This is a genomic window from Dactylosporangium sp. NPDC049742, assembly GCF_040674675.1.
GTDB lineage: Bacteria > Actinomycetota > Actinomycetes > Mycobacteriales > Micromonosporaceae > Dactylosporangium > Dactylosporangium maewongense.
In genome coordinates, this window is sequence record NZ_JBFANF010000004.1 from 19,731 (window position 1) to 45,369 (window position 25,639).

A 25,639-nucleotide genomic window follows, 5' to 3' on the forward strand; every position below is an offset into this window, starting at 1 on the left:
ACCGGCCTGTCCGACGCCACGAGCGCGGCGGGCACCACCGGCCCCGCGGACGCCGTCGCCGCACCCGGGACCGCGGCGACCACCACAGGCCTGCCGGCACCCACGGGCACGAACGGGCCAGGGGACGCCGCCGCCCCGGCCACCGCGGGCGTGGCCGCCACCGAGTCCCCCGCCGACCCGATGGGCATCCTCGGCACGACGGCCGTCGCCGCAACCCCCGGCGCTGTCGACGTTGTGGCGGGCGGAACCGGCGCACACTCCCCGGCGGGCGGTCACACCACGGTGGACGGCAGCGGCGGCGGCAGGTCGTACACCGGCGGCGGCGGACAACCCGCAGCGCTGGTGCGGACCGTCGGGGTGGTCCGGGACGCGGCGGAACGGGACCGGCTCGCCGGCACCGGGCTCGCCGACGCCATCGTCATCGCCGACGCCCGCGACGCCGTCGGGCTCGCCGCGGCCCTCGACGGCGCTTTCAGCGGGACCGACGCCAACGGAACCGGCGCGGGCAGCCGCGCAGACGCCACCACGGCCGGGCTCGCCGCGGCCGTTGACGGCACGGCCGGGCGGGCCGAGACCGGCGCCGGGGCGGCGGACGTCACCGTCGTGTGTGTCGACGTCCCCGGGTGTGAGCACGCCGCGGTCCTCGCCACCGCGGCCGGCGGCACCGTCGTGTTCTTCTCCATGGCGACGTCGTTCCCGGCGGCGGCGCTCGGCGCGGAAGGTCTCGCCGCGGACGTGACGATGCTCATCGGCAACGGTTACGTGCCGGGACATGCCGACTACGCACTGCGGCTGCTGCGGTCCGACACCGGTGTCCGGAACCTGTTCCAGGCGCGGTTGCGGGCCGAAGCGCCGCCCGGGTTGGCAGACTGAGCCGCATGCGAACCCTCTTCCGTGGCGGCCGGGTCCACACCCCCGCCGACCCGTCCGCGACCGCGTTGCTCGTCGACGGCGACACGATCGCCTGGCTCGGCCCCGACGCGGACGCGCCGACCCGGGCCGGGGGTGGCGTGGACCGGGTCGTGGACCTCGACGGTGCGCTCGTCACCCCGGCGTTCGTCGACGCGCACGTGCACACCACCGCGACCGGGCTCACGCTGCGCGGCCTGAACCTCGCCGGGACCAGGTCCAGGCAGCAGGTCCTCGACGCGGTCGCCGCGCATGCCGCGACCCTCCCCCCGGACGCGATCGTGATCGGGCACGGGTGGGACGAGTCAGGGTGGGCGGACCAGACGACGCCGTCGGCGGTGGAGCTCGACCGTGCCGGCGGTGGCCGGGCCGTCTACCTGTCCAGGACGTGTGTGCACGCTGCCCTCGTCTCGTCGAAGCTGCTCACCGACGCCGTGAAGGTAACAGCGGGGTACGACAGTTCCGGGTGGCTGCGCCGCGACGCCCACCACCTGGTGCGGGAGGTCGCGTACGGGTCGGTGAGCCGGGCGCAGATCGTGGACGCGCAGCGGGCGGCGCTCACGCACGCGGCGTCGCTGGGGATCGCGTCGGTGCACGAGTGCGGCGGGCCCGGGACGTCCGGTGAGGACGACTTCGTCGCCGCGATGTCGCACGGGTTGTGGCTGCCGGAGGTGTACGGGCTGTGGGGTGAGCCGAACGCGGCGGCGAAGGCGAAGGAGCTGGGTGCGGTCGGCGCCGCCGGTGACCTGTACGCCGACGGTGCGCTCGGCGCCCGGACGGCGCATCTGAGCAGCGCGTACCTGGACGGTCGGGACGAGCGTGGGCAGCGGGTGGACGAGCACGGGCACGGGTACCTGACGGCGGGGCAGGTGACGGAGCACGTCGTGGACTGTGTGCGGCACGGGATGCAGGGCGGGTTCCACGCGATCGGGGACCAGGCGATCGTGACGGTCCTGGACGGGTTCGCGGGTGCGGCGAAGCAGGTCGGGGTGGAGCGGATCCGGGCCGGCCGGCACCGGATCGAGCACGTGGAGCTCCTCGATAAGCAGGCGATCGCGCGGCTGGTGGACTTCGGGATCGTGGCGAGTGTCCAGCCGGCGTTCGACCGGTTGTGGGGTGGGGAACGCGGCATGTACGCGCAGCGGCTCGGGAAGGCGAGGTCGCTCGCGTCGAACCCGATCGGTGCGCTGGCCGGGGTTGGGGTGCTGCTGGCGTTCGGGTCGGACTCGCCGGTGACGGACCTGGACCCGTGGGGGTCGTGCCGGGCGGCGATGCGGCACCACAACCCGGTGCAGCGGATCGGGGCGAAGGCGGCGTTCGCGGCGCACACCCGCGGCGGGTGGCGGGCCGTCGGCATCGACGACGAAGGGGTCCTGAACCCGGGGTGGTCGGCGACGTTCGCGGTGTGGGACACGGCCGACGACATCAGCGAGGTCCTGCACACCGACAGCAACCCGCAGGCGCGGGTGACGGTGCTGCGGGGCCGGCCGATCCACTCCCGGCAGGAGCCACGATGAGCAGCAGGAAGGTGAGCGGGCAGCGATGAGCGGCGGGAAACTGAAGCTCGACCAGCGGACCGTGAAGACGGCGCGCCGGTTGGCGGCGGCGGCGGGCCGGCCGGTCGTGGACCTGGCGCGCAGCCACACGACCGTGTCCGTGGAACGGGCGACGCTCAGGTTGGCGGGGATCACCGGCGCGGACCCGGACGGGATCCCGTGGGTGAACCGGCTCGTCGACGTCGTCCGGGACCAGGTCGGGCTCGGCGGTGGGGTGACGGGCCCGGTGTTCCAGGCGTTGACCGACGACGGGCACCAGGACCTGACGCTGCTCGCGCAGAAGGCCGCCGCCGGCAGTGTCACGTTCCGCGCCGGGGCCGCCGGTACGGTGGCGAAACGGGCAGCGGTGAAAGCGGTGAAGACCGGGCTGGCGCGGATCGACCGGCGGCGCGCGGAACGGGAACGGCTCATCCGGCGGCACGGGGACCCGCGGCAGCGGCCGTGGATCTACCTGATCGTCGCGACCGGCGACATCTACGAGGACATCCCGCAGGCGCAGGCGGCGGCGCGGGCCGGCGCGGACGTCATCGCCGTGATCCGGTCCACGGGGCAGTCGCTGCTGGACTACGTGCCGGAAGGCGCGACCCGGGAAGGGTTCGCCGGGACGTACGCGACGCAGGAGAACTTCAAGCTGATGCGGGCCGCGCTGGACGAGACGTCGAAGCAGGTCGGGCGGTACGTGCGGTTGACGAACTACGCGTCCGGGCTGTGCATGCCGGAGATCGCGGCGCTCGCCGGCCTCGAACGGCTCGACATGATGCTGAACGACTCCATGTACGGGATCCTGTTCCGGGACATCAACCCGATCCGGACGTTCGTCGACCAGCGGTTCTCCCGGCAGATCCACGCCCGGGCGGGGATCATCATCAACACCGGTGAGGACAACTACCTGACGACCGCGGACGCGGTCGACGCCGCGCACACGGTGACGGTGTCGCAGCTGCTGAACGAGTACTTCGCGCACGAGGCGGGGCTGCAGGACTGGCAGCTGGGGCTCGGACACGCGTTCGAGATCAACCCGGAGGTGCCGGAGTCGTTCCGGCTGGAGCTCGCACACGCGCTGCTGGCGCGGGAGCTGTTCCCGGACGCGCCGCTGAAGTGGATGCCGCCGACGAAACACATGACCGGGGACGTGTTCCGCGGGAACCTCCTCGACGGGTTCTTCAACCTCGCCGGTGCGCTCACCGGGCAGGGGATCCTCCTCGTGGGGATGATGACGGAGGCGGTGGTGACGCCGTGGCTGTCGGACCGGGACATCGCGTTGCAGAACGTGCGGTACGTGCTGAACGCCGCCGGGAACCTGCACGAGGACTTCACGCCGGGCGCGTTCATCCGTGGCCGCGCGGACACGGTCCTCGGTGAGGCGGTGACGTTGCTGCGGCAGATCGGGGAGCAGGGGCTGCTGGACGCGATCGGTGCCGGCACGTTCGGGATCATGCGGCGGCCCGCCGACCGCGGGAAAGGTCTCGACGGGGTCGCGGCGCGGGAGGCCGGGTACTGGAACCCGGCGATCGACCTGCTGGACGGGGGCGTGTGATGAGTGCGGTGATCCGCCCGTACGGCGACACGACCGGCGACGGGATGGTGCAGGTCAGTTTCACGTTGCCGCTGATCGCGGACAAGCGCGGCGAGGGCGCGGCGCTGCAGCTGGCGGGGAAGATGGGGATCGACCCGGCGATGGTCGTGCACGCGAAGCAGATCGGTGACGGGCACACGTTCTTCGTCGTGTACGGGCGGGTCAACCATCTCGTCGAACCGGGGAAGGTCGTCGTCGCCGAACGGGACTATCCGCTGCTGTCGGCGAAGGAGGTCAACGCCGGGATCCGGGCGAAGCTGCGCCGGAAACTCGTCGTTGTCGGTGCGTGCATCGGCACGGACGCGCACACCGTCGGGATCGACGCCATCCTCAACGTGAAAGGGATCGCCGGTGAGAAGGGCCTCGAGTACTACCGGGAGTGCCGGGTGGTGAACCTCGGCGCGCAGGTCGCCGTCCCCGCCCTGGTGGAGCAGGCGCGGGCGGAGAAGGCGGACGCGGTCCTCGTCAGTCAGGTCGTCACGCAACGCGACGCGCACCTGCACAACACGCGGGAGATGTCGGCGGCGTTCCGGGAGGCGTTCCCGGCGGCGCGGCGGCCGCTGCTGGTCGTCGGCGGGCCCAGGTTCGACGAGCTGCAGACCGCGGACCTCGGCGTCGACCGGATCTTCGGGCGGGGCACGACCCCGCGGGAGGTCGCGTCGTATCTCGTGCACGCGGTCGGTGCCCGGTGACCGGCCCGGTGACGGGCGCGGCCGTCGGGGTGACGGTGCAGCACCGCCGGTATGTGCCGTACTCGCACGCCCACTATGCGGGGAACCTCGTCGACGGCGCGTACAGCCTCGCGTTGTTCGGTGACGTCGCCACCGAACTGTGCATCCGCACCGACGGTGACGAGGGGTTGTTCGCCGGGTACAGCACGGTCGCGTTCCACGCGCCGGTCCGGGCCGGTGACGTCCTGGAGGTGACGGCGACGATCGTCAGGGTCGGGACCCGGTCCCGGACGGCGGAGTTCACGTGTCACGTCGTCTGCCGCGGTACCCCGGAAGCCGGCGCGTCGGCAGCCGCGGTGGTCGACCCGCCGCTGCTGGCGGTGTCGGCGACCGGCACCGTGGTCGTCCCCGGCAGCTGAAGACCCCCTGATGGTGAGCTCGGCATGACGCTCGTCGCGTGCGTGGACGTGGGGTCGACGGACACGAAACTCGCCGTCGTCGACGTCACCGACGGGACCCTGGTGCGGACCGGGACGCACCCGACGACCCGCGGTGACGTCCTCGACGGCGTCGACGCGCTCCTCGCCGGCGCCGGCCCGGTCGACGACGTGTACTGCTGCTCGTCGGCGGGTGGTGGGCTGCGGCTCGCCGTCGTCGGCTACGAGCACCTCGTGTCCGCCGACGCCGCGCACCGGGTCGCGTTGTCCGCCGGGGCGCGGGTCGTGCACGTCGCCGCCGGGCCGCAGACCCCGGCCGGGATCCGGCAGGTGCGGGCGGCGGCACCGGACGTGGTGCTGGTCGTCGGCGGCACCGACGGCGGCGACAGCGACGTGCTGCTGCACAACACGCGGCGGCTCGCCGCGGCCAGGTGGCGGGTGCCGGTCGTCGTCGCCGGGAACAGCGACGTCCGCGACACCGCCGTCGAGCTGCTCACGGCGCGGCGGGTGCCGGCGGTCGGCACCGGGAACGTGCTGCCGCGTATCGGTGTCGTCGACCCGGGCCCGGCCCGCGCCGCGATCCGGGACGTGTTCCTGCGGCACGTCATCGGCGGCAAACACCTGTCCCGCGGTCCCCGGTTCGGGCGGCTGGTGCGGATGGCGACCCCGGACGCGGTCCTCACCGGGGTGTCGCTGCACGCCGACACCGCCGGCGGGGACCTGCTCGTCGTCGACGTCGGCGGGGCGACGACGGACGTGTACTCGGCGCTCGTCCCCGACGGTGCCGGGACCGCGGTCGCCGGGACGCTGTGGCGGGCCAGGACCGTCGAGGGGGACCTGGGGGTGCGGTGGAACGTCGACGGTGTCCACACCGCCGCCGCCCGGGAACACGTCGCCGTCGGTGACGGGCCGCTCGGCGTCGCCGCCGCCGCGACCGTGATCGCGGTGCGGCGGCACGCGCGCAGCGGCCGGGACCTGCGTGACGTCGTGTCGGTCGTCGCGTCCGGCGGCGTGTTCCGGCACGCGGACCGGGCGGCGGCGGTCGCGGCGCTGCGGCCGGTGCTGACCGACCACGCCGGCGGGTGGGCGCTGCCACGGCACCCGACGGTCACCGTCGACGACCGGTACGTCCTCGCCGCAGCCGGGCTCCTCGCCGCCGACCACCCCGCGGCGGCGGCCGGGCTGCTCCGCGCGCACATACACAATGGGTGACGAAGAGCCGGTCGGCGGTCCTTCATCCGCGGCGGGTGAACTTCGGTGCACGCCGTCCGACACACCGCCGCCGACACACCCGACACGCCGACCGCGGTGAATTACATCGCGTGCGACGGTTGACAGTCCCCCCGGGACAGCGCGTAACGTCTTTGCGTCCTACTTCGGCGCGGGTGACCACGGTTCGCTACTCCCCAACGCCCACTGATCGGACGTCCCCGCCAACCGGCGGGACGCCACCTGATCCAGCGGGCGGGGGTCGGCGGGGGCCGCGGACCGGGCATCCACCGGTGTCAGGGCAGGGGGGTCACGCGACCAGTAGACAACGACACGGCCCGGGCAGCCAGCCCGTGCCGCGCCGGAACGAAGGCCGCGCCTGCACCCGACCTGCCCACCGGCCGGACAAAGGGCCTGGGAGTGCGGGGCGCGACTCCGGTCGCGCCCCGATTCAGCCCCTGCCGCGCAGCCCGGCACGACGCCCGTCAGGGCGCCGGCAGTGCCCCCGTACGGGGCGGTCCGGGCCGACGGTCACCGGCGACGGTCGCGAGGGTGTGGTGACGGCCGGTTCGGTTGCGGTCCGGACACAGTCCAGCCACATCCCAGCACATTCACAGCCGCCCGCGCCGCTGCGATGCCGTGTCCGGGGCCGGGTGGCCGCATAATTGGCGCCGCAGGCCGTGACGGCCCTGCACGCCCGCGCACCGGCGGCGGGCGCGGGTGACGACGGCCAGGAGAGTTGGCGCAGGTGACGTTGGTCAGCACCAGCAGCGCAGCGGACGGTTCCGACGAGGCGCCCGCCGCGCGTGTCGCCGCAGACCCGGAACCCGCCCGCGCCGCCCGGACGTTGCCGTTGTGGGCGGCGGTGCTCCTCGCCGCGGTCGCCGGGCCTGTGATGCTCGTCGCGTTCCCGCCGTACGGGTGGTGGTGGGCGGCGCCGGTCGCGGTCGCGCTCGCCGCCGTGTCCGTGCACGGCCGGCGGCTGCGGGCCGGGTTCGGGCTCGGGACCCTCACCGGCGCGTTGTTCTTCACGCCGCTGCTGGAATGGACGAACCTGCACACCGGGATGGTCCCGTGGCTGCTGCTGTCGACGCTGCAGGCGCTGTTCATCGGGCTGCTCGGCGCGGCGACCGCATGGGTCAGCGGGCTGCGGGCCCGGCCGTGGGTGTGGGCGGCCGCGGTCGCGGCGCTGTGGACGGCGCAGGAAGCGTTGCGGGACCGGGCGCCGTTCGGTGGGTTCCCGTGGGGGCGGCTCGCGTTCTCGCAGGACACGTCGCCGCTGCTGCGGCTCGCCGCGGTCGGCGGGGCGCCGCTGGTCACGTTCGCGGTCGCGGTCACCGGAGCCCTCCTCGCCGTCCCGTTCGTCAAGACCGTCAGTACATCTGGTGCCGCCGGTGAGGACACTGTCACCCGTGGGTGGTTCGGGCGGGTGAAACCATTCGCGGGGCCGGTCGCCGCCGCAGTCGTCGTCGCCGGGGCGCTGCTCGTGCCGGTCCACCGGGCCGAGGGTGCCGGCGTGTACGTGGCGGTGGTGCAGGGCAACGTGCCGCGGCTCGGTCTCGACTTCAACGAGCAACGCCGCGCCGTGCTCGACAACCACGTCCGGGCCACCGTCGAGCTCGGCCGGAAGGTGACCGAGGGTGGGGCGCGGCGACCGGACCTGGTCGTGTGGCCGGAGAACTCGTCGGACATCGACCCGCTGCGCAACGCCGACGCCGCCGCGGCGATCGCGACCGCCGCGCGGGCCGTCGGTGTCCCGATCCTCGTCGGCGCTGTCCTCACCGACCCCGCGGTCGGGGTCGAGAACGCGGGGCTCGTGTGGGAGCCGGACGTCGACGCGGCCGGGAACGCGCGGCAGGGCGGGGTGTCGGCCCGGTACACGAAACGGCACCCGGTGCCGTTCGCGGAGACGATGCCGCTGCGGGACATCGCCCGGATGGTGAGCAAGGAGGTCGACCGGGTCTCCGACATGACCCCCGGCCACACGCCAGGGGTCCTGCGGGTCGGGCCCGCCGTCGTCGGTGACGTCATCTGCTTCGAGGTCGCCTACGACGGGCTCGTCCGTGACACCGTCACCGGCGGCGCGCAGCTGCTCGCCGTGCAGACGAACAACGCGACGTTCGACGAGGCCGAGGCCCGGCAGCAGCTTGCCATGGTCCGGTTGCGGGCGGTGGAGCACGGCCGGGACGCGTTGATGGCGTCGACCGTCGGGATCTCCGCGTTCGCGGACCCGTCCGGCGGGACCAGCGACGAGACCCGGTTCAACGAGGGTGCGGTGATCCTGCGGGAGCTGCGCCTGGGGTCCGGGCGGACGGTCGCGACCACGGTCGGCGCCGGACCCGAATATGTGATCGTGATGCTGGGTATCGGGGCGTTGGTGGCCGCCGCCGCCGTCCGCAGACGCACCCGTCAGCACCCGGCAGCACCGACCGAGGAGGACGCGTGAACGAATACCCTGGGGTCGGTAGGGTCCTCGTCATCATCCCCACCTACAACGAGGCCGACAACATCCGGCCGATCGTGGAGCGGGTCCGGGCCGCCACCCCCACCGTCGACGTGCTGATCGCCGACGACAACAGCCCCGACGGGACCGGCCGGATCGCCGACGAGCTCGCCGCCGCCGACCCGGGCGTGCACGTGCTGCACCGGCCCGGGAAGCAGGGGCTCGGCGCCGCGTACATGGCGGGGTTCGCGTGGGGCACCGACCACGGGTACGACGCCGTCGTGGAGATGGACGCCGACGGCTCCCACGCGCCGGAGGAGCTGCCGCGGCTGCTGGACGCGTTGAAGGACGCGGACGTGGTCCTCGGGTCCCGGTACGTGAAAGGCGGCAAGACGGTCGGGTGGCCGTGGCACCGGCACCTGATCTCCCGCAGCGGCAACCTGTACGTGCGGATGGCGTTGGGGATGGCGTTGCGGGACGCGACCGGCGGGTACCGCGCCTACCGCGTCCCCGTCCTCGACAAGATCGACATCGGGTCGATCGCGTCGCAGGGGTACTGCTTCCAGGTCGACCTCGCGTGGCGGTCCCACCGCAACGGGTTCCGGGTCCAGGAGGTCCCGATCACGTTCGCGGAACGGCAGCGTGGGCACTCGAAGATGAGCTCCAACATCGTCCGGGAAGCGTTGTGGCGGGTCACCGTGTGGGGTGCGTCGCACCGGTGGGAGGCGCTGCGCCGCGGCGTCGCCGGCGGTGGACCCCGCGACGCCCGCGCCGACGCCCGGCAAGGCGGCTGAGGAGCGTTCATGCGGAAGCTGGGGTTCGCCGCCGCCGGAGCGTTCCTGCTGGTGATCGCCGAGATCGTCGTGTTCGTGCTGGTCGCGCACGCCATCGGCTGGTGGGTCGCGATCCTCGCCGGGGTCGCGACCACGATCCTCGGTGGGGTGCTGCTGAAACGGGAAGGGGTCCGGGCGTGGCAGCGGCTGCGGACGGCGATGAGCGAAGGCCGGCCGCCCGGCGGTGACGCCGGGACCGGTGTCGCCGGGCTCGCCGCGGCGCTGCTGCTGCTCGCCCCCGGGTTCATCACCGACACCGTCGGGCTGCTGCTGCTGATCCCGCCGGTACGGACGTTCACCGGCCGGCGGATCCGGCAGGCGACCGAGTCACGGATCTCCGCCGCCGCGGCCGGTGACCTGTTCGGGCCCAGGATCGTGAAAGCGACCCGCGCCGACAACGGTCCCGTCCCGACCCAGCCGGGTGGCGGGGAGGTGCTGCAGGGTGAGGTCATCGAAGGTGACGTGATCGACCCGCAGCACCGGCACCACACGCCGTGACCGCCGTCCGCTGGTTCCCAGGGCCGGTTCGGTGAAGGCGCGGCCGGTCACCCTCGGAGGGCTCGCGTCCGACGTCGCCGCGCGGATCGTCCGCGCCGGTGCGACCCGGGTCGCGGTCGACGGCGCGCCGACCGCCGCCCCCGAGGTTCTCGCCGGGCGGATCGTCGACGCCGTCGACGGCGACGGCGGGCACGCCGTCCACATCCCCGCCGGCGGGTTCCTGCGGCAGGCGTCGCTGCGCCTGGAACGAGGGCGGACGAACCCGGACGCGTACTACGAGGACTGGCTCGACCTGCGGGCCATCACCCGGGAAGTCCTCACCCCCGCCGCGCCCGGCGGGACGGGGCGGGTGCTGCCGTCGCTGTGGGATCCTGTCACGGACCGGGCGACCCGCGCCCCGTACCTGGACCTGCCGGCCGGGACGGTCGTCGTCGTGTCCGGGACGATGCTGCTCGGCGCCGGCCTCGACTTCGACGTCACCGTCCACCTCACGCAGACCGCGGCCGCGATCGCCCGCCGCACCCCACCGGAGCTGCAGTGGACGTTGCCGGCGTTCCAGCGGTACCACGACGAAGCGATGCCGCACGAGTACGCCGACGTCGTCGTCCGCGCCGACGACCCCCGGCACCCGGCCGTCGTCCTGTGACCCCCGAGTTCCTGCCCGGGGTGCGGCTGTGCGAGGTGTTCTACACCGGCGCGGTCCGGCCGCTGCTGGACGCGCACTACCCGGGGCTGCCGCACGCCGCGGCACGGATCGGACCCGGCTCCGACGTCCTCGGCTACGACACGCCCCGCTCCACCGACCACGACTGGGGGCCGCGGCTCACCCTGCTGCTCGACCCCGCCGACGCCGCCCGGCACGGCCCCGGGATCACCGGCATGCTCCGGCAGCGGCTGCCCCGGCACGTGCTGGGCTGGTCGACGCATTTCACGCCACCGGACGCGCGGGTGCGGGTCATGACCGCCACCGACGGGCCCGTCGACCACCGCGTCGACGTCACCACCGTCGAGGACTGGACCGTGGCGCAGTTCGGGGCGCCGTTCACCGGGACGCTGCTGGACTGGCTCGCCACCCCCACCCAGGTGTTCGCCGAAACCGTCGGCGGTGCCGTCTACCACGACGACCAGGGCACGCTCACGGCGCTGCGGGAACGGGTGGCGTGGTACCCGGACGACGTGTGGCGGTACGTGCTCGCCGCGCAGTGGACGCACATCGCGCAGGAGGAGGCGTTCCCGGGGCGGGCTGTTGAAGCGGGCGACCCCGACGGGGCGCGGGTCGTCGCGGCGCGGTTGCGGCGGGTGGTGATGCGGCTGAGGCTCCTGCAGGGCCGCCGGTACCCGCCGTACAGCAAATGGCTCGGCACCGCGTACAGGAGGCACACCGGCGACAGCGTCGAGGACCTCTGCGACGCGTACGAGACGAGCGGCCGGAACCAGAACACGCTCGGGCTGTCCGCGGCGGTCGACGCGACCCGCCGGAAGTACCACGACCGGCCGTACGACGTGATCGACGCCGGACGGTACGCGGCGGCGCTCCACGACGCGATCAGCGACCCGGCACTGCGGAAGCTGCCACCCGTCGGCGGGATCGACCAGTACGTCGACAACACCGACCTGCTGTGCACACCGGCACTGCGGCGGGCCGTCGCCGCCGCCGTCCTCGGGTCCCGCTGAACGTCCGGTCGGGGCACGAGCCGGACGCGGACGGGCTACCGTCGGCTACGTGAAGACGTTCTGGCTCGACCGCGACCGGGACCGGTACCTCACCGCCGTCCGGGACCGGGCCGCCGACTTCGCCGACACCATCGGCGACATCGCCCCCGTCGGGTTCGCGTGCGCCGCCTGGGCCGTCGCCACCCCGCCGCTGCTGGACCCCGGGTACGTGCGATGGCACCGGCGGGTCCTGTCCGCGATGTGCGTGCGGAACCCGTTCGACGGCGGGCTCACCGCCCGGGTCGAGCTGGTGTCGCCGCTGCCGGCGCCGCTGACCGTGTCCCGGACCTGGTGGCGGGACCGCGGATGGCGCGGCTGGCCGGAACTGTTCGGACAGTTCGTGCAGCCGTCCGCGCAGGACCTGTCCCGGCACCCGCACCTGCGCGGCACCCTGCTGCTGGAGACGCCGCTGCCACTGGACGGGCTGCCCGTGCCGACGGAGAACCGGCACATCGACGCCGCCGCCGAACGGGCCGTCGCCGTCCTCGTCCGGCACCTCGACGACGTCGTCCGGCCCGTCGTCGAGCAGCTCGACACCGACCGCGCAGCACGGTAAAAAATCCCGGTTGTGTCCCGGCGGGCGAATTGGCATGGTCCAGGAGTGCCCCGCCGCTTCGACACCCGGCAGCTCACCGGCGACGACTGGCAGCTGAAACGGCAGCTGCGGCTCGCGGCGCTGCTGGACAGCCCGGACGCGTTCGCCAGCAGCCACCTGCGGGAAGCGGCCCGGTCCGAGGCCGAATGGCGGGACTGGCCACGGCACGGCAGCTACTTCGCGGCGTTCGACGGCCCCGACCCCGTCGGGATCGCGTGCGGGTGGATCACCCCCGGCGCGCCGGACGTCACGCACCTGATCAGCATGTGGGTGTGCCCCGCCGCGCGAGGGTGCGGGGCCGCCGGGCGGCTCGTCGCCGCCGTCACCGGATGGGCGCGCGGGCAGGGCACCTTCCGGGTCGAGCTGGAGGTCGCCGGCGGGAACACCGCGGCGCTGCGCACGTATGCGCGGGCCGGGTTCACCGTCACCGGCCGGGAGCCGTTCACCGCCGGCGGGGCCGTCCTGGAGCTCCCGCTCGCGTAGGACTCTCACTTCCCGCGTGTCGCTCTTGTACTGGTTCGTCCGGTTAACGAGGCACGCCGGCGGGCGTCACGGGCTGCCCTAAAGTCGTCCAGCCTTTGGCTGAAAGGCTGACGCGTTTTGCGTATTTTGCGGCTTTCAACTACATAGTGTTACCGCGTCATCACGACATGAGGGGGAGTCAGAGATGCGCAACACCACACAACGGTTCCTGGCCCTGACGGGCATGACGTTGGCCGCCGGCGCGGTCCTCGGCATGGGCGCCACCGCCGCGTCGGCCGCACCGTCCGCCGACAGCAACACCACCGCCGTCCAGCCCGGCCCCGGCGGCGGCCCTGGGGGCGGCCCCGGCGGTGGGCCCGGCGGCAACAACGGCGGGAACAACAACCAGGGCGGCAACAACGGTCCCGGCGGGAACAACAACGGCAACCACCACGGGCCCGGCGGCTGGGGCAACGGCAACAACAACGGCAGCTGGAACGGCAACTGGGACGGCCACCGCCGCGACAACCGGTGGGTCCGCTCCTGGGCCGTGAAGACCTACCCGAACAAGAAGGCCTGCAACTTCGCGGGCTGGATCGGCGAGATCCGCGACCGCTGGGACGACAGCGACTGCTACCGGGTCGGCTCCAACGGCCGGTACCTGCTCGTCGCCCACGTCTACGGCGGCCGGCACCACCACCGCTGACCCAGGCGGCACAACACGGCGGGCGGCACCCCATCACCCGGGGCGCCGCCCGCCGGCGGCAGTCGCAGCGGGCATGGCGCCGCTGGCGATCGGCACCCAGACGGTCGGGTCGATGATCCGTCCCGCGGCGTACTGCGGCGTCGTGGGGTTCAAGCCGACCACCCGCCGGATCCCGACCGACGGCGTGATCGCCAACGCGCCGACCCTCGACACCATCGGGGTCTTCGCCGCGACGATCGCCGCAGCGGCGATCGCGGCAGCCGTGCTGTGCGACGGCTGGCAACCGGTGCGGGACGCCGAGCCGAACCGCCCGGTGCTCGGCGTGCCCGACGGGCCCTACCTGGAGCAGGCCGAACCGGAGGCACGGGCGGCATTCGAAGCGGAGGTGGCGGCCCTGTCGAACGCCGGGCTCCCCGTGCACCGCGTCCCCATGTTCGCGGACCTCGCTCATGATGCCGCGGACCTGCACACGGTGAACCGCTACGAAGCCGCACAGAGCCACGCCGCGTGGTTCCCCCGGTACGGCGCCCTCTACCGGCAGCAGTCCGCAGCCACGGTCCGTCAAGGACAGGCGATCTCACGGGAGCAGTACGAGCACGGGCTGCGCCGACGGGAAGCCTTCCGGACCAGCCTGTCACGGGCGACCGGCGAGGCAGACGTCGACGTGTGGATCTGCCCCGCCGCCACCGGCCCCGCACCGCACGGTCTGGCCAGCACGGGCAGCTCCGTCATGTGCCTGCCATGGAGCTACGCCGGCTGGCCTTCCCTCTCCATCCCCGCCGGACGGGCCGGGAACGGCCTGCCGCTCGGGTTGCAGTGTGTCAGCCCCGCAGGAAGCGACGAGCGGCTGCTGGACTGGGCACAGGCCATCGAAGCGCTGTTCCGCCCGGCGGACTGCTGACAGCCGATCCATCGCGGGCCATGGCGGCGTCTCAGGGGCTATCGCGGTCCAACGGCGGCGGCACGACGGGTCCGCAGCAGCACCACGCCGAGCGCCGCGGCCGCCACATGCCCCGCGGACAGCACCCCGACCAGCGCGGCAGGCGGCGCATCCGCCAGTAGCGTGAACGTCGCCGCACCCGCCGACGCCGCCGTCAGCTTGATTCCCGCCCCCAGCGTGAACACCTGGGTCCGGGTCCCGGGCGGCGCCTCCCGCGACCGGACCTCCAGCACCGACGACAGCAGCGGCCCGTCGAGCACGCCCGTCACCGCGAACACCCCGACCAGCACCGCCCACGGCGCCCCCGCCGCCACCCCGGCCGCCGCGCAGGCGAGCGCCAACCCGACCGCGACGAGGCACCCCAGCACCACCCGGTGCGGTGGGACCCGCGCCGGGAACCGGGCCACCAGCAGCGACCCGCACAACGCGCCGACCCCTAATGCCGTTACCAGCAATCCACCACCGGCCGGGCGTCCGGCCGCCACCCCGAGGACCACCGCCACCGGCGTGATCATCCCCGCCGCGTAGGAGGCGACAGCGGTCGCCGCCGTCACCGCGAGCAGCGGGCGGCTGCGTACCATCGCCGCCAACCCGTCCCGGAGCCCCGGCTTCCCCTCACCGGAGGGCACGCGGTCAGGACCGTCCGCATCCGCACTGGCCGGTGCCGCGTGCGCCGTGGACGCCGGCTCCGTCAGCACAGACGCTGTGGACGCGGGCTCGGTGGCTGGGGTGACGGTCAGCAGGGCGCCCGCCGCGAGCAGGCACGCCGCCGACAGGGTCACCGCGGCGACCGGGACACCGAACGCCGCCACCAGCAACGCGCCCGCCGCCGGGCCCGCGATCTCCGCCACGTTGTACGTCGCCGCGTCCAGGCCACGGGCGTGCGAGCGGCGCGGTGCCGGTACCACATCATCGACGCGACTCGACAGCCCGCCGAAGATCATCGGACCGCACGTGCCGGCGACGACGGCCAGAGCGAGAACGACCGGCAGCGGCGCCACGCCCGTGAGCAGCAGCACGCCGCCGAGGGCCAGGCCGAACACCGCCGCGAACCCCGCGTGCACGAGCCGCGGGCGGCGGGCCCGGTCGGTGACGAGACCGACGACCGGGCCGGCGACGACGTGCGGGACCAGCAGCGCCGCGAGGACCGACGCGCCGGTCGCCGGGCCGCCGAAGTGCTGGACGGAGGCGAGGAGCAGCACGACCGTGGCGCCCGCCTCGGCGGTCCGCGCCAGGACCGCGGCGGTGAGGAGCCGGGCGAGCACCGGGTGACGGTACCCGTCCGGGCCCGCCGCGGCAGTACCAGGCCGGACAGCAACCGGGTCGCCGCCGGGGTGTGACGGGTGACGCACTCGCTGTCCTGCGCGCCGGGGCGTTCCGGTGCAGGATCGATTCATGGATGTTGCAGTGACGGACTGTGCCGGTGGTGTCGTGCTCGTCACGCTGCGCGGGGCCCTGGACATCGACTCCGCCCCGCAACTGCGGGAGGCGATGCACGGGGCGCTGGACCGGGGCAGGTTCCGGATCGTGGTGGACCTCGGCGACGTCGACTTCTGCGACTCGGTCGGGCTCGGCACGTTCGCGTACAGCCACAACCGGTGCGTCGCCGAGGGCGGTCACCTGCGGCTGGCGGCGCCGTCACCGTTCCTGGCGAGGTTGCTGGACACGGTCGGGCTCACCGGCCGGATCCCGGTCCACGAGACGGTCAGCGACGCCCTGACCGCGGACCTGCCGGCCGGCCCGACCGGGGACGCGGGGGCGGCTCCGTCCAGTGGCCCGGACGGGTGAGGGCCGCCGGCAGCCGGGTCGTGGCGTCGCCGCGGGCGGCGTCCAGCTGCGACTGGATCAGGAACAGCGTCCGCCGCAGGTCCGCGCCGCGCAGGTCGGCGCCCCGCAGGTCCGCGCCGGTCACGTCCGCGCCGCTCAGGTCCGACCCGCGGAGGTCGGCGCCGACGGCGACAGCGCCGCGCAGGTCAGCGCCGCGCAGGTCGGTGCGGCGCAGGTCCTTGCCGACGAGGTGCCGGCCCTGGAACGGCTGCCGCCCGCGCTGATGCTCCGCCCTGGCGAGCTCACCGGCCCGGCGCAGCAACGGCACCACCCGGGTCCGGTGCGCGTCGACGTCGACGGCGGCGAGGTCGGCGGCCGGCAGATCCGTGAGCCCGCGGATCGTGGAGAGGGCGGCGTCGAGGTCCGCGTGCACGGGCGCCGCGGCGGGCAGGTCCCGCGCCTCCGACAGGTACCACAGCAACTCATGCAAATGGCGCATGGTCGCGAACACGTCGAACATCAGCGGCGCGGACCCCGGGTCCTGCCGCCAGTCACGGCCGGCGAACGTCACCTGCGCGACCTTCTGCCCGGCGCCGAAGCAGTCGTAGACGGTGCAGCCGGCGAACCCGCGCTGCCGCAGGTCGGTGTGGATGCCGCAGCCGAACGTGGCACCGAGGTTGGGGCAGGCGTGCCCGGCAGGCTTGTCGATCGCGAAGTCCGCGGACCTGGCGAACGCCGGCGCGACGCAGCACAGCCCGAAACAGTTCGCGCAGTCCGCACGCAGAGCGCCCCGGCGGTCGTCGACCGCCGGGGCGTGCGTGCTGTCCGATGTGCTGATGCGGCTGTCGCTTACGCGGAACGGCCGCGGCGGTGGCGGACCTCTTCGAGGCGCTCGTTGAGGATGTCCTCGAGCTCCGCGATCGAGCGCCGCTCCAGCAGCATGTCCCAGTGGGTGCGCGGCGGCTTCGCCTTCTTCGCCTCCGGCTCGTTGCCGTCGACGAGCCGGGCGACGCTGCCGTCGAACTTGCACTCCCAGGTCATCGGGACCTCAGCGTCGACGGCGAACGGCACCTCGAACTGGTGCCCCTTGGCGCACAGGTATTCTCGGGTCTGACGCGGAGCCAGCTCGGTGTTGCGGTCGGACTCGTAGCTGACGGCTCCGAGACGGCTGCCGCGCAGCATGCGCTCGCCCATGGTCGGTCTTCCCCTTCGAATCGTGTTGCGCTTCGTTGTAACCAACGACACCAGGTGGTCTGACGATTCCCACTGCGGGCGGGCAGATTACACGACCTTCCGGGTCTGGCGGTAGTCCAGTCGCCGGGTCGGTACGGTTATTTTACGTTGGGTTTCAATGATCGACCAGCTTGGCGTCACCGTGGCGCGTCTCACCACCCGTAGTTTCGGCAGTTGACGCCACCGGTTGACGGGAACCGGTCAGTTGCGCCAGCGCGCCGCTGAGCGTCGCCAGTTGCGCCTCCAGCTGCTTCTGCGCCGTGACCTCGCGTTCCACGGCCCGGGTGAGCTGCCCGCGGAGGTCTTCCGCACGGTCCCTCGCCCGGTCCAGTTCACCCTCGAGCCGGCGGATCTCACCCTGCGAGGCGGTGGTTTCCTCCTGCAGCCGCTCGGCGCGTTCGTGCGCGGAGTCGAGGCGACGCCGCAGCCGGGTCGTCTCCTCGGCGCGGCTGTCGAGGGTCCGTTCAAGGGCCTCCCGGTCCCGGACGGCGGTCGCGGCGGCGTCCCGGGCCGTGTCCCGTTCCCGGTACGCCTCCGCGCGCAGCGCCGCCTCGGTCGCCGCTTCCCGGCGGGCGGTGTCGCGTTCGACGGCGGCGACCCTGGATGCGGCGTCGGCGTCGCGGGCGGCCCGTTCCGCGGCCTCGACCTGCCGCGCCGCGGCGGCGTTGGCCTCCGCGACCTGCACCCTGGCCTCCTCGGTGGCGTCCCGGGCCGCTGCCGCGGCCTGTTCGGCGTCGCTCCTGGCGGCGGCGGTCTCCCGTCTGGCGTTTTCGGCGTCGGTACGGGCGGCGTCACGCTCGGCGTGCGCGGCGCTGACGGCGGCGTCGGCCTGGTCCTGGACCGTTTTCGCGTGCTGTCCGGCGGTCGTGGCGGCCGCCTGGGCGTGCTGGGCGGCGGCGCGGGCGTCGTCGCGTTCGGCGTGCGCGGTCAGGACCGTCGCGGCGGCGTCGGCTCTGGCCTGGGCGATCTGCCGTTCCACGCCGGTCGGGGACACCTCGGCGTGCAGGGCGTCCACGAGCGCCTCCACGACCTGGTCGAGGCGTTCGGCGACCTCGAACGCCCGCGCGACCTGCCCGCTCAGGCCGGGGGAGGACCGGTGCCGCAGCCGGGCGTTGCGTGCCGCTTTCTGGCACGCGTTGTCGTTGTCGCGGCAGTACCGGAACGGCCGGCCGACCGAGTTGCGTTGCGGCACCGGCCGGTGACAGTGCGCGCAGGGTCGTTCTTCGGCGTCGAGCGCCTGCTCGTCCAGCGTTACGTTCGCCGTGTCGCCGGCTGGTTCCTGCACCGCTCTGCTCACGCGACCCTCCCCGGTCTCACCGCGCTGCGTTCGTACACCGATGAGCGTAGGGGTAGTCCAGAACTTCGCCGCCACGCAACACGCCGGATTACCGAATTGTTGTTACCGATAATTCGATAATTAGCCGTCGGAGGCGTACACCATAATCACCGTTATGTGCGCGACGGCGGTCGATGGGCGGACACCGGCGGTGGTTGCCGCGCCGGTTTGGGTTGCGGCGCCTGTCCGTAATTCGCGGGCGTGGCTCGGGGTCGCTGGGTAGCCTCGTCGTCGTGGGTTCGCTGTTCCTCTAGTACGGGACACCGCGTTGAGGCTGTCTCCGCGGTGAGTCCCTTGCGCGCTCGCCGGCCACTGCGCCGGCCGCGCGAGGTCCCCGGCCATCCATGTGCCCGACAGCGGCACGTGTTCCGCGACGGCAGGTCCTGGTCACCTGCGTGTCGCGGGGAGGAGTTCCCGTGACCCGTTCCCCAAGTTCCCTGTCCCCGACGCCGGCGGCGCCGCGGCCGCACCGGGTGTGCGCGATCCGCGGCGGGACCGTCCGGTTCGCCGAGCGGGTCGTCCTGGCCGGGATCGACCTGGTGGTCGGCCCGGCCGAGCGGATCGCGGTGATCGGTGACAACGGCGCCGGCAAGTCGACGCTGCTGCGTGTGCTCGCCGGGACGGTGCGGCTGACCGCCGGTGAGCGGGCGGTCGAACTGCCCGGCGGTGTCGCGTTCGCCGAACAGCAACCCCGGTTCCGTCCGGATGCGACCGTCGCGGACGCGCTCGACGATCTGCTCGCCGACGTCCGTGCACTCGAGGCCGAGACGCAGCGGGCCGCCGAACGGCTGGCAGCGGCCGGCCCCGGCGAGCGGGACGGGCTGCTCGCGCAGCTCAGCGCCGCCGTCGACCGGTTCGAGGCCCGCGACGGATACCAGCTCGACCAGCGGGTGGACGCGGGCCTCGAACGGCTGGGGCTCGGCGGCCTCGACCGGTCCCGGCCCGTGCACACGCTCTCCGGCGGCGAACGGGCCCGGCTCGCGCTCGCCGCCGCGCTGGCGTCCGAGGCGGAGCTGCTGCTGCTCGACGAGCCGACCAACGACCTCGACGACGCCGGCATCGCCTGGCTGGAGGACCGGCTCGCCGCGCACCGCGGCGCACTGGTGGTCGTCACCCACGACCGTGCGCTGCTGGACCGGCTCGCGACCGGCATCGTGCACGTCGAGGACGGCACGCTGCGCCGATACGGCGACGGCTACGCCGGATACCTCACCGCACGGGCGAGCGAACGGCGCCGGCTCCTCGACGAGTACGAGGATTGGCGGCAGGACCTCGCCCGTCAGCAGGAAATCGTCGCCGCCAACGCGTTCCGGCTCGACGCGATACCGCGGAAGGCGGAACGTGCGGTCTTCGGCCACGGCGCGTTCCGGGCCCGCGGCCGGGACCACGGAGCGATGGGGCGGATCCGGATGGCGAAGGAGCGGCTCGCGCGGCTGCGCGCCGACCCCGCACCGCCGCCCGCCGACCAGCTCCGGTTCACACCCGGCTTCACGTCCACCTCCACCTCGACCTCGACCTTCACTGGACCGGCCGCCGCGTCCGCCGGTCCCGCCGAGGAGCAGGCTGTGCTGATCCGGGCGGATGGTGTCCGTCTGGACGGCGGCGGGCCGAGGCTGAGGCTGGACGCGCTCGAGGTGGGGCCCGGCGACCGGCTGCTGATCTCCGGACCCAACGGCGCCGGGAAGACCACGCTGCTGAACGTCCTGGCGGGCGAGCTCACACCCCAGCGGGGGACCGTCTGGCGGCGGACCGGCATCCGCGTCGCCTGGCTGCGGCAGGACGTCACGACCGGTACACGGGCGACGCTCCTCGACGCGTTCGCCGCCGCCACCGGCGCCTACCGGGACGACGCCGCCGACACACTGCTGCGGCTCGGCCTGTTCCACCCCGACGACCTGCACCGGCAGGTGGCGCAGCTGTCGGTCGGGCAGCGCCGGCGGCTCGAGGTCGCGCTCGCCGTCACCCGCCCCAGCGACGTCCTGCTGCTCGACGAGCCCACCAACCACCTGGCCCCCGAACTGCTCGAACAGCTGGAGGACGCGTTACGTGACTACCCCGGCGCCGTGCTCACCGTCACCCACGACCGACGGTGGCGCTCGCGAGCCTCCGCCACGACACGGCAGGTCCACGTCGCACCGGGCGGCCTGGTCGTTATCTCGCCGACCAGGCTCGCGACGGCGGCCGGCCGGTCTGCCTTCACCATGATCTTGGCGGCAACGCCGAGCGGTTCGGCCTCCGCAGCCCATCGAGGCCAGGACTCCACGAGCCGGCGATCGTCGTCGTGAAGGGCCGCCCGGCGGCGGTTCCTGAAGCGTTCCCGTGCCGGCGAGGCCGGGACATCGCACCAGATCTCGATCGTCGCAGGACTCGCGCATCGGCGAACACCGTCCTGCACGAAGCGGAGATCTCGCGGTCTGAACCACCAGGACTCGAGGATGACGAGACCCGGCGTGGCCGCGGCGAGATCCCACATGGCTTCGCTCGCGACGGCACCGAATGCCGTCACGGGGATGCGCGGCAAAGCGGCGGCCATTGCCTCCTTGAGGACGTCTTTGCAGATCGGCATAGGGTGGGCGGCGTGGCGCTGCGACTGGTCCAGGTGAACCTCAAAGCCCGCGACGACGCGGCGCTCGGCCGGTTCTGGGCGGCGGCGCTCGGCTGGGTCGCCCGCGGCGGGCACGGCGCGACCAGCGCCGCACCCGAAGGCTTCGACTGGACCGACCCCGACGCGCCCGTCTGCGTCGACGCCATCGCCGTCCCCGACCCGGCGACGGTGCACTACCGCGCGCACCTCGAACTCGCCACCACCTCCGGTGCCCATTACCTGCAACTGGTCGCACGCCTGCAGGAAATCGGTGCGACGCCCGCCGACGTGGGGCAAGGGGACGGCCGGCGGACGGTGCTGGCGGACCCGGAAGGCAACCTGTTCTGCGTCCTGGAGCCTCGGGAACTGTACCGGGGCACCGGGCCGATCGGCGCGGTCGTCGTCGACTGCGCCGACCCGGCAGCCACGGCCCGCTTCTGGGGCGACACGCTGGGCTGGACGTTGCACGAGACGACCAGGGACCGTGCGCTGCTGCGATCGGCGAAGGGCACCGGACCGTTCCTGGAGTTCGCTCGCACACCCCACCTGCCAGGCGTACGGCACCGGGCGCACCTCGACGTCGTGCCGTACTGCGGCGACGACCAGGCAGCGGAGGTGGCTCGCCTGCTGGCGTTGGGCGCCTCTGCCGCGGACGTCGGGCAGGGCGATGTCTCGTGGGTCGTGCTCACCGACCCGGAAGGCAACGAGTTCTGCGTCCTCGCCCCCGGGTGATGATCAGCACGCGGCGGCCGTCCTGGGGACGTAGTGGGCGAGGTACGCGAGCTGCTCCGGGTCGAGGTCACCGGCGCGGCGCTGCTCGTCGATCGCGGTAGCGAGCCGCGCCTCGATGAGAAACCGGTACGCGAACAGCTCCACGGTCGGCGCGCACCAGTACACGGTGTCGCGGCGCGGCACCACGGGGGTGCCGTCGGGTCGGTAGTGCAGTCCTGGTTCGTAGGTGAAGTCGCTGGCGGAGCACACCACGCAGCAGCTGCCGTCGCGGTGCAGGTACAGGTACCACACGATGCAGCTCTGCTGGTCACGGAAGAACATGACCATCCGGTCATCCGGATGCACGGGGCTTGGCAGCGGCCCGGTCACGTCGGTCCAGCAGGCGTGGTGCCCTTCGCGGTCCAGGCGGCGGTGCAGGTTCGCGCGGGTGATGAGCGCGACGAAGTCCGCCGGCAGCGTCAGCCCGTCCGTGGCCAGGTCCGCCGCGATCGGGTCGGTCACCGCGGTGCGGTAGTCCAGTGGGTCGCCGACGTCACCGACCCAGGAGAAGTCGCCGGTGAACGACGCCTCGTCCAGCCGCGGCAGCGTGAGCAGCGGGTACGCCTGGAAGTGGGCGAAGATCCGCTGCTGCCTGTCGTACGGCCGGTACGGGCCGAGACCGATTCCGGGCCAGAACGCCTCGAGGCGCACCGCGGCGGGTCCGGCGCCGACCTGCCGGAACCCGTCGTCCAGGTCACCCGCGTCGACGGCTGGGTGGTGGGCGTCGGCCGCGACGGGTTCGGCGGCGCGGGCAAGGACCCGCCCGGTCCGCTGCGGCAGCTCCGGCAACCGCAGGTCCGCAAGGCCGAGCTCATCGGGCGGGCTGACGTGGCCCGGCACGTCCCGGGGGAGCGGCAGGGGAGTGATGTCGACGATGAAGTCACCGACGTCGCGCCGCTCCACCGGCCACCGCGCGTCGATGGCGCGAGCCGCCGCCGTGCACGCCGGGCACTCGTCGCGGCCGCCACCCCACATGCCGAACGGGGAACCCGTCATGTCCGGCCGCTCGATCCCGCACAGCGTGGCGCGGAACAACCCGTACGCATGCCGGTGCGGGTCCGGCAGCATGTCCGTGCACGCCGCCTCCCACCGCAGGTCCCACCGCTGGTACATGGACTGCGTCATCTCGGAGCCCACGTGCCCGACGTTGGTGAACGCGTAGCACCACGTGCAGACCCAAACCAAGCGATACCACCGCTGCGGCGTAATCTCCTGCCGCACCATCTCGCGATCACACGCATGACAGAGCACGGCGGGATTCTGCCATCACGCAATCACCGCGGCGGACGGTCACACCGCACGCGGTGGCGCGGCGGACGGCCAGAGCAGGTCACCGAGGGCGCGCCGTTCACGGGGCACTGTGAGCGCCGGCGATGCGGGCGCGTGCAGGTCGGCGGGGACCCGGCCGATCGCCGACATGGTGGTGACCTCCCAGTGCGAGGGGACGTCGAAGTCCGCGGTCACGGCGTCACGGTCGAACGCGCGGAACTGCCGGACGAACAGCCCCAGCGATTGCGCCTGAACCGTCATGTGCGCGACCGCCTGCCCGAGGTCGTACAGCGCGAACTCCGAGTACTCCCAGTCCGTGCCCTCCACGTACCGGTGCGCGAGGTTCGCCACGAGCACGCTCGCCGACGGCGCCCACCGGCCTGAGCTGCGGGCCAGGTGCCGGACCAGGCCCCGGTGCGTGTCGTCGCCGCGGCGGCCGACGATGAACGCCCACGGCTGCGAGTTCCCGGCAGACGGCGCCCACCGTGCCGCCTCCACAAGCAGCTCGACCTGCGCCGGGTCGACCTCGTGCACCGGGTCGAACGCCGTCGGGCTCCACCGGGCGACGAGCAGCGGATGCAACCCCGACGCGGTCAGGTCGTCGTCCTGCATCGGGACAGCCTGCCACAGGCCGCACCGGCGAAACCGCGGCCAACGGGGATGACCGGCGGCGGTCTGTGCCGGCCGGTGGGATCATGCGCGGATGAGGTCGAGGCTGCGGAAACTGCACATCGACGAGCAGGAGTACACGTGGATGGCGCAGATCCGGGCCGCGTCCGGCCCGGACGGCCGCCGGCACCGGTGCATCCGCATCCGCGTGTGGGGCGCCGGCCGGACCGGCTGCGCGCTGCAGGCCGACCTGACCGTTCGACGTCAACCGGTCGTCGCCGAGGAGGACGCGTACCCGTACCCGGCGGCCGCGGACGTCCGGGCGCTCATCGATTACGGATTACGTGCAGGCTGGAAACCGCAATTCCGCGGTGGCACGTTCCAGGTCGCGTCGGCCGCTAACATGGCGCTGCCCGGGTTCGTCGTCACCGACGTGGCGTGGCCCGGTGAACGACACCCGTGACCTGCCGGGAAACGTGGTGCCGGTGGCCGGCCGGGCGACCTATGCTCGTCCATCGCTGCTGTCCGACATCGAGGAGACGCCGATGCCCCACGTGACGCTCCACGCTCTCGAAACCGACCTCGCCGGGCGTGAAGCAGGCCTCATCAGGGAACTCGCCGACGCCGTCGTGTCCGTGTACGGCGAATGGGCCCGGCCGTCGGTCGACGTCAGGCTCATCGGCATCCCGGCCGGGCGGTGGGCCCGCGGCGGAGCGCCGGTCGCCACCGCCGCGCCGTCGGTCACCTTCGGCATGCGTGAGGAGGTGTTCGCCCGGCCGGACGCCGCCGGTGTCGTCGCGCGGCTCGTCTCGGCGTTCACCGATGCCGTCACCGCCGTGTTCGGCGCCGACTGCCGCGACGAGGTGCTGGTCGAGCTCGTCGGTCAGCCCACGTCCCGGTCGGGTCTCGGCGGCAAGGTGATCAGCGGCGGGTAGCGCGTGGCCGGTTCCGGTTCCACGACCTGCTCCGCGAATGCCGGCCCCACCGGATGCCTGCCGCTGTGCTCGCGCCGGGCCGCCGGCACGAGCACAGCGGGTCGTGTCACGCGACGGCGGTCCCCTCCAGCTCGACGAGCTGACCCGGGATCGCGAGCCGGGTCACGCCGAGCATCGTCGTGGCAGGCGCGACCTTCGCGGCGCCGAGCCGGGACGCGAGGACGCCGTAGTGCGGGAACAGCAGGTCGACGTCGGTCGTGTAGACGTTGAGCCGGACCAGGTTCTCCAGGGACATGCCGGCCTCGGCGAGGACGGCCTCCAGGTTGTCGAGGCTCAACGCCAGCTGCGCGGCCATGTCACCGTCGTGCATGGGGCGGCCGTCGGCGCTCATCGCGGTCTGCCCGGAGCAGTACAGGGTGCGGGTCTCCCCGGAGACGAGCTCACCCTGGTTGAATCCCATGTCGAGCGACCAGGCGACCGGGTTGACCGCCGTTCGTTGCAGTGCCACATCTGCTCCATTCGGATCGGGTGGACGGGCGGGCCGTCCGTGCTGATGAGCCTGCCAACGAATCACGACATCCTGTGTC

General features: G+C 73.4%; 25 protein-coding genes and 2 pseudogenes. 20 read left to right on the top strand and 7 right to left on the bottom strand.

Features of this window, described 5'->3' with window-relative positions:
- Positions 1 to 345: 345 nt before the first annotated feature.
- From AB0J72_RS07000 to AB0J72_RS07070, 15 genes and pseudogenes are all read left to right on the top strand, one after another.
- A pseudogene (locus tag AB0J72_RS07000) lies at positions 346 to 873 on the top strand (hypothetical protein); the annotation flags it as partial.
- Positions 870 to 2,426, top strand: a complete 1,557-nt coding sequence (locus tag AB0J72_RS07005) for an amidohydrolase family protein (protein WP_363396274.1) — start codon at positions 870 to 872, stop codon at positions 2,424 to 2,426. The pseudogene AB0J72_RS07000 and the gene AB0J72_RS07005, both read left to right, overlap by 4 nt.
- Before the next feature lie 25 nt (positions 2,427 to 2,451).
- Positions 2,452 to 4,002, top strand: coding sequence for a lysine 5,6-aminomutase subunit alpha (locus tag AB0J72_RS07010; RefSeq protein WP_363395392.1), 1,551 nt, complete (start codon positions 2,452 to 2,454; stop codon positions 4,000 to 4,002).
- On the top strand, positions 4,002 to 4,733 hold the full coding sequence (locus tag AB0J72_RS07015; RefSeq protein WP_354890735.1) for an OAM dimerization domain-containing protein: 732 nt from the start codon (positions 4,002 to 4,004) through the stop codon (positions 4,731 to 4,733). The genes AB0J72_RS07010 and AB0J72_RS07015 overlap by 1 nt, the downstream gene beginning before the upstream one ends.
- An 8-nt stretch (positions 4,734 to 4,741) precedes the next feature.
- Positions 4,742 to 5,131 (top strand): hotdog domain-containing protein, encoded by a 390-nt coding sequence (locus tag AB0J72_RS07020; protein WP_363396277.1) that lies wholly within the window; start codon positions 4,742 to 4,744, stop codon positions 5,129 to 5,131.
- 24 nt (positions 5,132 to 5,155) lie between these two features.
- Positions 5,156 to 6,361 carry a glutamate mutase L gene (locus tag AB0J72_RS07025; RefSeq protein ID WP_363395395.1) on the top strand — a complete coding sequence of 402 codons (1,206 nt, stop codon included), beginning with the start codon at positions 5,156 to 5,158 and terminating at the stop codon, positions 6,359 to 6,361.
- 844 nt (positions 6,362 to 7,205) lie between these two features.
- Entirely contained in the window at positions 7,206 to 8,804 is a 1,599-nt protein-coding gene (gene lnt, locus AB0J72_RS07030) for an apolipoprotein N-acyltransferase (protein WP_363396280.1), read from the top strand.
- Positions 8,801 to 9,595 (top strand): polyprenol monophosphomannose synthase, encoded by a 795-nt coding sequence (locus tag AB0J72_RS07035; protein ID WP_363395398.1) that lies wholly within the window; start codon positions 8,801 to 8,803, stop codon positions 9,593 to 9,595. The genes lnt and AB0J72_RS07035 overlap by 4 nt, the downstream gene beginning before the upstream one ends.
- Before the next feature lie 9 nt (positions 9,596 to 9,604).
- Complete coding sequence (locus AB0J72_RS07040) at positions 9,605 to 10,132, top strand: FxsA family protein (RefSeq protein ID WP_363395401.1); 528 nt, start codon at positions 9,605 to 9,607, stop codon at positions 10,130 to 10,132.
- A 31-nt stretch (positions 10,133 to 10,163) separates the two neighbouring features.
- Positions 10,164 to 10,778: a uridine kinase gene (locus tag AB0J72_RS07045; protein WP_363395404.1), complete on the top strand. Its 615-nt coding sequence runs from the start codon at positions 10,164 to 10,166 to the stop codon at positions 10,776 to 10,778.
- Positions 10,775 to 11,806 (top strand): DUF4037 domain-containing protein, encoded by a 1,032-nt coding sequence (locus AB0J72_RS07050; RefSeq protein WP_363395407.1) that lies wholly within the window; start codon positions 10,775 to 10,777, stop codon positions 11,804 to 11,806. The genes AB0J72_RS07045 and AB0J72_RS07050 overlap by 4 nt, the downstream gene beginning before the upstream one ends.
- A 49-nt stretch (positions 11,807 to 11,855) precedes the next feature.
- The gene (locus AB0J72_RS07055; protein ID WP_354890730.1) at positions 11,856 to 12,401 is read left to right on the top strand and encodes a hypothetical protein; all 546 of its coding nucleotides are present in this window, start codon (positions 11,856 to 11,858) and stop codon (positions 12,399 to 12,401) included.
- A gap of 45 nt (positions 12,402 to 12,446) precedes the next feature.
- Positions 12,447 to 12,923: a GNAT family N-acetyltransferase gene (locus AB0J72_RS07060; RefSeq protein WP_363395410.1), complete on the top strand. Its 477-nt coding sequence runs from the start codon at positions 12,447 to 12,449 to the stop codon at positions 12,921 to 12,923.
- Between the two features lie 184 nt (positions 12,924 to 13,107).
- Positions 13,108 to 13,608 (top strand): hypothetical protein, encoded by a 501-nt coding sequence (locus tag AB0J72_RS07065; RefSeq protein WP_363395413.1) that lies wholly within the window; start codon positions 13,108 to 13,110, stop codon positions 13,606 to 13,608.
- A gap of 67 nt (positions 13,609 to 13,675) precedes the next feature.
- Positions 13,676 to 14,509: pseudogene (locus AB0J72_RS07070) on the top strand (amidase); the annotation flags it as partial.
- A 38-nt stretch (positions 14,510 to 14,547) separates the two neighbouring features.
- Here AB0J72_RS07070 and AB0J72_RS07075 read toward each other — a convergent pair.
- Entirely contained in the window at positions 14,548 to 15,813 is a 1,266-nt protein-coding gene (locus AB0J72_RS07075) for an MFS transporter (RefSeq protein WP_363395416.1), read from the bottom strand.
- Positions 15,814 to 15,943: 130 nt separating this feature from the next.
- On the opposite strand from AB0J72_RS07075, the gene AB0J72_RS07080 reads away from it, so the two are divergent.
- Complete coding sequence (locus AB0J72_RS07080; protein WP_363395419.1) at positions 15,944 to 16,336, top strand: STAS domain-containing protein; 393 nt, start codon at positions 15,944 to 15,946, stop codon at positions 16,334 to 16,336.
- Here AB0J72_RS07080 and AB0J72_RS07085 read toward each other — a convergent pair.
- The 3 genes from AB0J72_RS07085 to AB0J72_RS07095 all read right to left on the bottom strand — a co-directional run bounded on the left by AB0J72_RS07085 (position 16,254) and on the right by AB0J72_RS07095 (position 18,845).
- Positions 16,254 to 17,099, bottom strand: a complete 846-nt coding sequence (locus AB0J72_RS07085; protein WP_363396283.1) for a pentapeptide repeat-containing protein — start codon at positions 17,097 to 17,099, stop codon at positions 16,254 to 16,256. The genes AB0J72_RS07080 and AB0J72_RS07085 overlap by 83 nt on opposite strands.
- Before the next feature lie 65 nt (positions 17,100 to 17,164).
- Entirely contained in the window at positions 17,165 to 17,509 is a 345-nt protein-coding gene (locus AB0J72_RS07090; protein ID WP_033364323.1) for an RNA polymerase-binding protein RbpA, read from the bottom strand.
- Positions 17,510 to 17,663: 154 nt separating this feature from the next.
- Positions 17,664 to 18,845: a hypothetical protein gene (locus AB0J72_RS07095; RefSeq protein ID WP_363395423.1), complete on the bottom strand. Its 1,182-nt coding sequence runs from the start codon at positions 18,843 to 18,845 to the stop codon at positions 17,664 to 17,666.
- A 455-nt stretch (positions 18,846 to 19,300) separates the two neighbouring features.
- Between AB0J72_RS07095 and AB0J72_RS07100 the strand changes: the two genes are divergently transcribed.
- Complete coding sequence (locus AB0J72_RS07100; protein ID WP_363395426.1) at positions 19,301 to 21,169, top strand: ATP-binding cassette domain-containing protein; 1,869 nt, start codon at positions 19,301 to 19,303, stop codon at positions 21,167 to 21,169.
- Positions 21,170 to 21,462: 293 nt separating this feature from the next.
- Entirely contained in the window at positions 21,463 to 22,200 is a 738-nt protein-coding gene (locus tag AB0J72_RS07105; protein ID WP_363395429.1) for a VOC family protein, read from the top strand.
- Positions 22,201 to 22,203: 3 nt separating this feature from the next.
- Here AB0J72_RS07105 and AB0J72_RS07110 read toward each other — a convergent pair whose 3' ends face one another.
- Both AB0J72_RS07110 and AB0J72_RS07115 read right to left on the bottom strand, forming a co-directional pair.
- A complete protein-coding gene (locus AB0J72_RS07110) occupies positions 22,204 to 23,424 on the bottom strand; it encodes a hypothetical protein (protein ID WP_363395432.1) in 1,221 nt (406 codons plus the stop codon).
- 105 nt (positions 23,425 to 23,529) lie between these two features.
- The gene (locus AB0J72_RS07115; protein WP_363395435.1) at positions 23,530 to 24,120 is read right to left on the bottom strand and encodes a nitroreductase family protein; all 591 of its coding nucleotides are present in this window, start codon (positions 24,118 to 24,120) and stop codon (positions 23,530 to 23,532) included.
- Positions 24,121 to 24,211: 91 nt separating this feature from the next.
- Here AB0J72_RS07115 and AB0J72_RS07120 point away from each other — a divergent pair, with 91 nt between their 5' ends.
- Positions 24,212 to 24,580 (top strand): integrase, encoded by a 369-nt coding sequence (locus tag AB0J72_RS07120; protein WP_363395438.1) that lies wholly within the window; start codon positions 24,212 to 24,214, stop codon positions 24,578 to 24,580.
- Positions 24,564 to 25,052 carry a hypothetical protein gene (locus AB0J72_RS07125; RefSeq protein WP_363395441.1) on the top strand — a complete coding sequence of 163 codons (489 nt, stop codon included), beginning with the start codon at positions 24,564 to 24,566 and terminating at the stop codon, positions 25,050 to 25,052. The genes AB0J72_RS07120 and AB0J72_RS07125 overlap by 17 nt, the downstream gene beginning before the upstream one ends.
- A gap of 106 nt (positions 25,053 to 25,158) precedes the next feature.
- Here the strand turns inward: AB0J72_RS07125 and AB0J72_RS07130 are convergent, their stop codons facing one another.
- Positions 25,159 to 25,554 carry a RidA family protein gene (locus tag AB0J72_RS07130; protein ID WP_354890795.1) on the bottom strand — a complete coding sequence of 132 codons (396 nt, stop codon included), beginning with the start codon at positions 25,552 to 25,554 and terminating at the stop codon, positions 25,159 to 25,161.
- Between the last annotated feature and the right edge of the window lie 85 nt (positions 25,555 to 25,639).

What these genes read in the sequence shown, in the direction of transcription:
- AB0J72_RS07010 (WP_363395392.1), top strand. Translation starts at nt 2,452, where the DNA reads ATGAGCGGCGGGAAACTGAAGCTCGACCAGCGGACCGTGAAGACGGCG.
- AB0J72_RS07015 (WP_354890735.1), top strand. Translation starts at nt 4,002, where the DNA reads ATGAGTGCGGTGATCCGCCCGTACGGCGACACGACCGGCGACGGGATG.
- AB0J72_RS07025 (WP_363395395.1), top strand. Translation starts at nt 5,156, where the DNA reads ATGACGCTCGTCGCGTGCGTGGACGTGGGGTCGACGGACACGAAACTC.
- AB0J72_RS07040 (WP_363395401.1), top strand. Translation starts at nt 9,605, where the DNA reads ATGCGGAAGCTGGGGTTCGCCGCCGCCGGAGCGTTCCTGCTGGTGATC.
- AB0J72_RS07065 (WP_363395413.1), top strand. Translation starts at nt 13,108, where the DNA reads ATGCGCAACACCACACAACGGTTCCTGGCCCTGACGGGCATGACGTTG.
- AB0J72_RS07080 (WP_363395419.1), top strand. Translation starts at nt 15,944, where the DNA reads ATGGATGTTGCAGTGACGGACTGTGCCGGTGGTGTCGTGCTCGTCACG.
- AB0J72_RS07090 (WP_033364323.1), bottom strand. Translation starts at nt 17,509, where the DNA reads ATGGGCGAGCGCATGCTGCGCGGCAGCCGTCTCGGAGCCGTCAGCTAC.
- AB0J72_RS07115 (WP_363395435.1), bottom strand. Translation starts at nt 24,120, where the DNA reads ATGCAGGACGACGACCTGACCGCGTCGGGGTTGCATCCGCTGCTCGTC.
- AB0J72_RS07120 (WP_363395438.1), top strand. Translation starts at nt 24,212, where the DNA reads ATGAGGTCGAGGCTGCGGAAACTGCACATCGACGAGCAGGAGTACACG.